This is a genomic window from Paenibacillus sp. SZ31, from assembly GCF_012912005.1.
Classification (GTDB): domain Bacteria; phylum Bacillota; class Bacilli; order Paenibacillales; family Paenibacillaceae; genus Paenibacillus.
Map to the genome: position 1 here is coordinate 203,589 of NZ_JABBEA010000011.1, position 6,992 is coordinate 210,580.

4 protein-coding genes are annotated in these 6,992 nt (G+C 43.7%); all 4 read left to right on the forward strand.

Annotation, left to right across the window (positions count from 1 at the left end; translation table 11 throughout):
- Positions 1–171: 171 nt before the first annotated feature.
- The 4 genes from HF638_RS20315 to HF638_RS20330 all read left to right on the forward strand — a co-directional run bounded on the left by HF638_RS20315 (position 172) and on the right by HF638_RS20330 (position 6,922).
- On the forward strand, positions 172–1,620 hold the full coding sequence (locus HF638_RS20315; protein WP_169481788.1) for a 6-phospho-beta-glucosidase: 1,449 nt from the start codon (positions 172–174) through the stop codon (positions 1,618–1,620).
- A 424-nt stretch (positions 1,621–2,044) separates the two neighbouring features.
- Positions 2,045–2,875, forward strand: a complete 831-nt coding sequence (gene licT, locus HF638_RS20320) for a BglG family transcription antiterminator LicT (RefSeq protein ID WP_169481789.1) — start codon at positions 2,045–2,047, stop codon at positions 2,873–2,875.
- A gap of 211 nt (positions 2,876–3,086) precedes the next feature.
- On the forward strand, positions 3,087–4,976 hold the full coding sequence (locus HF638_RS20325) for a beta-glucoside-specific PTS transporter subunit IIABC (RefSeq protein WP_169481790.1): 1,890 nt from the start codon (positions 3,087–3,089) through the stop codon (positions 4,974–4,976).
- Positions 4,977–5,452: 476 nt separating this feature from the next.
- On the forward strand, positions 5,453–6,922 hold the full coding sequence (locus HF638_RS20330; protein WP_169481791.1) for an Msr family ABC-F type ribosomal protection protein: 1,470 nt from the start codon (positions 5,453–5,455) through the stop codon (positions 6,920–6,922).
- Positions 6,923–6,992 lie beyond the last annotated feature (70 nt).

Genomic DNA, 6,992 nt, shown 5'->3' on the forward strand with positions numbered 1-6,992 from the left:
CAATCCGCATAATCATGATCTGGGAATGTTACCGATATGGGCATAACCTGAGCTGGCTTGTTTACACGTAATCGTGTACCCAGGCTGGTTCGGGTTTTTTCTATTTTGTCTTTTTAATATTCTAACGATTGGAGCGGGTAGCTGAATTACATATTTGGAAGGAGAATGATGATGACGAATTTTAAATTTCCTAAAGACTTTCTGTGGGGTGGAGCCATTGCTGCCAATCAGGCGGAGGGCGCGTATCTGGAAGATGGCAAAGGGCTGAGTATCGTTGACTTGCTTCCGACAGGAGAGAACCGCAGAAGTATTATGAAAGGTCATGTTCCGGCCTTTACGCCGCTCGCTACCGAGTTCTATCCTTCGCATGAAGCAATCGATTTTTATCACCGTTACCCTGAAGACATTGCTTTATTTGCCGAAATGGGATTCAAAGCACTGCGTGTCTCCATTGCCTGGGCACGGATTTTCCCGACAGGAGAAGATGCGCAGCCGAATGAAGCCGGATTACAATTTTACGATAACCTGTTTGATGAATTGTTGAAAAACGGCATTGAACCTGTGGTTACATTGGCTCACTTTGATGTGCCTGTGCACCTGATCGAGAAGTATGGCAGCTGGAGAAGTCGTGAACTGGTAACTTTATTCGAGACTTACGCTAAAACGGTATTCACTCGGTACAAAGACAAGGTGAAATACTGGATGACATTCAATGAGATCAACATGCTGCTACATCTTCCGTTCCTTGGGGCGGGACTGGCGTTCAATGAAGGGGATAACATCAAGGAAATTCAATATCAGGCTGCTCACCACCAACTGGTTGCAAGTGCACTGGCAGTCAAGGCATGTCATGAGATTATTCCTGGTGCCATGATTGGGTGCATGCTCGCCGCAGGAAGCTTCTATCCGTATACCTGTAATCCGGAAGATGTGTTCCAGGGCATGGAAAAAGATAGAGAGTCCTATTTCTTCATCGATGTGCAGTCGCGTGGGGAATATCCGGGTTATGCCAAACGTTTCTTCAAGGATCACGAATTGAACATCGTTATGCAGCCGGGTGATGCAGAAATCTTGAAGAATCATACCGTAGATTATATCGGGTTCAGCTATTATTCAAGTCGTACAACCAGCACCGATCCGGAAGTTATCAAAAATATGACCAGCGGTAATGTATTTGGCTCGGTTGCCAATCCATATCTGGCGAAGTCCGAGTGGGGTTGGACGATTGATCCTAAAGGTTTCCGTATTACAGCCAATCAACTGCATGACCGTTATCAGAAGCCGCTGTTTGTCGTTGAGAATGGATTTGGCGCCAATGACGAAGTTACACCAGAAGGTGAAGTGGATGATGCGTACCGGATTGACTACTTGAAACGGCATGTAGCTGAAATGGGTGAGGCCATTCAGGATGGGGTCAACATCATTGGTTACACCAGCTGGGGACCTATTGATATTGTGAGTGCTTCCTCAGGAGAGATGAGAAAACGCTATGGCTACATTTATGTGGATCGTAATAATGAAGGTCAAGGTCAAGGTGAGCTGACGCGACTGAAGAAGAAGAGTTTTGAGTGGTACAAAAATGTGATCGAATCTAACGGAACGAACCTGGGCGACGCGTAGTTTATATTTTTCTGAATTAAAATGGCCTTGTACGGCAATAAAACATCGGAAGTTTCATCTATATAAATTGAACGAAACATTTACACAAAACGGAGAGGACAGAAAAAATCTGGGGATAACATCGATCGGAAGGTTGTTCTGTCATCGGAGTAGCTAGTGTAAATATTCTCTAGTTCAATTTATATAACCATGGGACTTCCGGTTGTCCCCTCATTGAAAGCGTTGACATATAGTCAGGTTCGCGCTATACTTGACGCAATTATATCGTTTCTGGGATTGTTACTACATGACGTAGGCAAAACCTAAGCACCAAAAAAAGCAGACCACCATGTCTTGTTTATTTTGTGATGCTTCAGGTTTTTTTTGTATGCCCAAAAGACGATGTATAACTGCCAAGAGAGTGGAACGTGACGGGGGGATTGAAGTGAAAATAGCAAAGGTTATCAACAATAACGTCATTAGCATCTATCAGGCGGATGGAGCAGAGCTTGTGGTGATGGGACGTGGGATTGCCTTTAAGAAAAAGCCGGGGGATAAAGTAGACGAGACCCGCATCCAGAAAGTATTTGCATTGAAAAACAAACAAACATCCGATAATTTCAAAATGCTGCTGCGCGAAGTTCCGATGGAACTGATTGAAATTGTGGAAGAGATCATCACGTATGCGCGTGACCATCTGGGCCGAAAGCTGAATGAGAACATCTATGTATCGCTTACGGACCATATTAACTTCGCGATTGAACGCTATCGGGAAGGGGTGGAGATCAAGAACGCATTAATGTGGGAGATCAAGCAATTGTACAAGCCTGAATTCGGACTTGGCCTGAGAACGCTGGAACAGATCAACACTCGCATGAATATTGAGCTTCCACCCGATGAAGCCGCTTATATTGCTCTTCACATTGTCAACGCAGAGATGAATGAAGAAGTCATAACGACGATGAATATTACGAAGTTTATCCAGCAAATTATTAATATAGCGAAATATCATTTCAAAATGGAATTTGACGAGGATTCCCTCAGTTATTTTCGCTTCATCACACATCTGAAGTTCTTCTCTCAGCGTGTGCTTAGTGGTACGCATTACGACAACAACTATGATCATTTCTATGACATGATTAAAGAGAAGCATCCGGATGCGGCAGCGTGCACGGAGAAAATTGAATTGTTTGTCAAAAAGGAATACAACCATGAGCTGACCAATGAAGAAAAATTGTATCTGACGGTTCATATCGAACGAGTGGTTAATCGATAATATTTAAATGTTGACAAAAATGTCTTAATTATAATAATATGTGATTAACAGGAATTGAATACGATTTAACTGGGATTGTTACTGGTTATGCAGGCAAAACCTAAGTCATGAGAAGGTCAGGACCATTGTGTCTCCTCACTCAAGGCTTAGGTTTTTTGCGTGCAAAAAAATCGGTAAATGGCCTGTTTGAGAAAAAGTGGGGGTGCAGATCATGAGTCAAGAGAAACTGGCCAAAGAGATTGTAGAACTGGTCGGCGGTGAGAAAAATGTGGAATCACTGGTTCATTGTGCAACACGATTACGGTTTGTATTGAAGGACGATGCCAAGGCAGACAAAGCCAAACTGGAGAGAACAGAAGGCATCATCGCAGTCAAAGAAAATGGCGGCCAGTTCCAGGTGGTAGTTGGTAACAAGGTGCCTGAAGTCTACAGTGCCATTGGACAGATCAGTAACATTCTGGACGATTCGTCAGATAAAGAAAAACCTCGCAAAGCAGCCAAAGGGCTCGGAGGTATTATCGATATCATATCCAGCATATTTGCACCGCTCCTTGGTGTTATGGCAGGAGCCGGTATTCTTAAAGGGTTATTGTTGATTGCAAGCAATATCGGATGGCTGGAAACGACAGAAACAACGTATAAGATCCTGTATGCAGCAGCAGATAGTCTGTTTTATTTCCTGCCTCTGTTGTTAGCGGTTACAACAGCTCGCAAATTCCAGGGTAATATGTTTGTAGCGATGACGATTGCGGGTGCGTTGATCTATCCTTCGATCGTTACGCTAAAAGCGGAGGGAACACCCACAGATTTCTTCGGAATTCCTGTAATCCTGATGAACTATTCATCTACAGTTATTCCTATTATTTTAGCTGTCATTGTCATGAGTAAGTTGGAGAAGTTCTTTAATAAAACACTTCACGATAGTGTGAAAAACTTTGTTACACCATTGTTTTTGCTAGTGATTATGGTACCACTGACATTACTTGTATTCGGACCATTTGGCGTATACGTTGGTAATGGAATTGCAGCTGGACTGGTTGCCGCATTTGGATTCAGTCCATTGCTCGCAGGAGCCGTTATGGGTGCAAGCTGGCAGCTGCTCGTTATTTTCGGAATACACTGGGGTCTGATTCCGGTATTTATCAACAACGTTGCAGTGTATGGACAGGATGGTGTTAAACCGGCTGCGACAGCTTCGATCTTTGCTCAAACGGGCGCTGCTTTTGGGGTTATGCTGAAAACCAAGAACAAAAAACTGAAAACGCTGGCTGGATCATCCACGTTGACCGCATTATTCGGTATTACTGAACCGGCCATCTATGGGGTAACATTACCACTGAAACGTCCATTCATTGCAGGAGTTATCGGTGGTGCAGTTGGTGGAGCTATCATTGGTCAAGCGGGTACATTGGCATTCGCATCCGGCGCACCGGGCTTGCTGACCTTGCCGATCTTCTACGGGCCAGGTGGACAAGGTTTCCCAGGATTGATTCTGGGTATCGTAGTATCCTTTGTTGTTTCGGCTGTACTGACGTACATCATGGGCTTCAAAGATCCGGTTGAAGAAGAAACAAAAACCGAATCTACGACATCCGCTCAGCAATCTGTTCGTGCAACGAATGCTTCAGACGAAGATGTATTTAGCCCAATTGAAGGAACAATTGTGGAATTGTCGGAAGTTCCAGATCCGGCATTTGCATCGGGAGCAATGGGTAAAGGGATTGCGATCGAGCCAGCTGTAGGCAGAGTCGTAGCGCCTTTTGACGGTACAGTTACCGTTGCATTCAAGAAAAAACATGCCTTGGCTGTTGTATCAGACACGGGTGCTGAAATATTGGTTCACGTTGGAGTCGATACCGTTAAATTGGACGGACAACATTTTGTCTCCCATATCAAAGAAGGCGATCGGGTTCAAGCGGGAGATCTGTTGCTTGAGTTCGATATTGCACAGATTAAGGCCGCAGGTTATCACACGGTAACGCCTATCATCGTAACGAATTCCTCCAACTACGAAGAAGTGATTCCGCAGGCTACAGGGAAAGTTAGTAGCCAAGAGCTTCTATTAAAATTAAGTAGTGGGAATGGTCAGGAACAAAAGTAGATTGACGTACTAATCCGATGCTGTCGTATTTTCATGGTTCCGTTGACATGGTGGAATTGGAAAATTATAATTGGAGTTGTACATCTATTACATGATAATGAAAGGTGGATTATTGAACATGACACATGCGATGAGACTGCACTTCCTCACTTTGAACCGGTAATTGAATACGTTCAAAGGCTCTGACCGTTGGTTCAGAGTAAACGGGATCAGTCTGTCATTTTCAATCATTCTGACCTTATAATAATGGTTTTACTCGTTTTCCCGTTTACATTGAATCACAGGCCCTGGCCTGTGATTTTTTTTGTTTTTCTTATCACTTAACTGATTAAATATAGCGTTTAATACAAACTACTGGAGGTACCGCTATGATGACGTTACTGTTCTATTGATACGAGCTGGCACGATAAGCTCGTATCGATAGAAGCATGCTTCGCTATCGATACGAAATAAATCTTATTTCGGAGGTAGCGAATATGGAAAAGATATGTTTTGAATTAGAACAGGTTGAGATGACCTATTTGGATAGAGCAGTACTGAACATTGAGCGACTGGCTGTGCATCAATTAGATCGCATCGGTGTAGTAGGTGGGAATGGTCAAGGTAAAAGTACGTTATTGAAACTCATTGCAGGACAGATCCAGCCAACAGCCGGAAAGGTAAAACGGTACGCGGAGTTTGGCTATTTGGAACAGGTGGAACCTCCCCAGTCTAATGGAAATCTGGAAGTTGACGGGGCTTTACTGAGTAAATTAGCTATACCTCAACATGACCAACTAGGGAGCGGCGGAGAACAAACCCGTTTGAAACTGGCTCAAATGTTCACTCATTACCATGAAGTACTGTTACTGGATGAACCAACAACACACCTGGATCAAGAGGGCATTACATTTTTGCTGGATGAATTGCGTTATTACTATGGGGCGCTTGTGCTGATCAGTCATGATCGTGCGGTTCTGGATGAACTGGTGACCACGATCTGGGAAATCCATCAAGGTGAGGTTCACGTATATTCCGGCAACTATAGCGAATATCAGGCACAGAAGAGGCTGGAGCGTGAACAGCAAAATCAGGCCCATGAACAGTTCTTGAAGGATAAAAGACGATTGGAGCTGGCCGCCCGGGAAAAGATGAAGAAAGCCGAGAAAATAACGCAGGCCGGAAGCATGTCCAAGAAAGAATCCAAGGCAAAAACAAATCGTATGGTTGAAACGAAATCCAAAGGTACCAGTCAAAAAGCGGTGCACCGCGCAGCCAAAGCGATTGAACAGCGGATGCAACAACTTCATGAGGTAAAAGCGGTGCAAGAGGATCGGCCTATGATCTTCCGTCAGCCGAAGACACTGGAGCTGCATAATCGATTTCCGATTATGGCAGATCGCCTTACACTTGAAGTGGAAGGTAACGTATTGTTGGAGGATGTAAGTTTTCAGGTTCCATTAAAACAAAAAATAGCGATAACCGGAGCCAATGGCAGTGGGAAAAGCACATTGCTTAACCATGTTTTCCATGCTGGGGATCACATCACAATGTCTCCAAAAGCAAAGCTTGGTTATTTTCAGCAAATGAGCTATCGTTTCACGACAAAAGAGACCGTATTACAATTCCTGAAGAATCGTTCGGAATATGAGGAATCAGAGCTCAGAAGTGCGTTGCATGCGATGCAATTCACAGGTAATGATTTGCTAAAAGATGTTGGGACATTAAGTGGAGGGGAAGCGATTCGTCTTCAATTATGTCACTTGTTTCTTGGACAATATAACATTCTATTGTTGGATGAGCCGACGAACTTTCTTGATATGCATGCATTGGAAGCGTTGGAGCGTTTTATCAAGGCCTATGAAGGAACGATTCTGTATGTATCTCATGATCTGAGGTTTATTGAAAATACAGCAGATCAACAATTTCAGATTACAGAGCGTCAATTAATTCAGGTGAATATATAAGTTATTATGAACGAAAATGAGCTCCCCTTTATGCAAAACCGTGGGTTATCTTGGCAATACTGTCCCAGTA

Excerpts from the sequence above, each read along its gene's own strand:
- HF638_RS20315 (WP_169481788.1), top strand. The coding sequence starts at position 172 with ATGACGAATTTTAAATTTCCTAAAGACTTTCTGTGGGGTGGAGCCATT.
- HF638_RS20325 (WP_169481790.1), top strand. The coding sequence starts at position 3,087 with ATGAGTCAAGAGAAACTGGCCAAAGAGATTGTAGAACTGGTCGGCGGT.
- HF638_RS20330 (WP_169481791.1), top strand. The coding sequence starts at position 5,453 with ATGGAAAAGATATGTTTTGAATTAGAACAGGTTGAGATGACCTATTTG.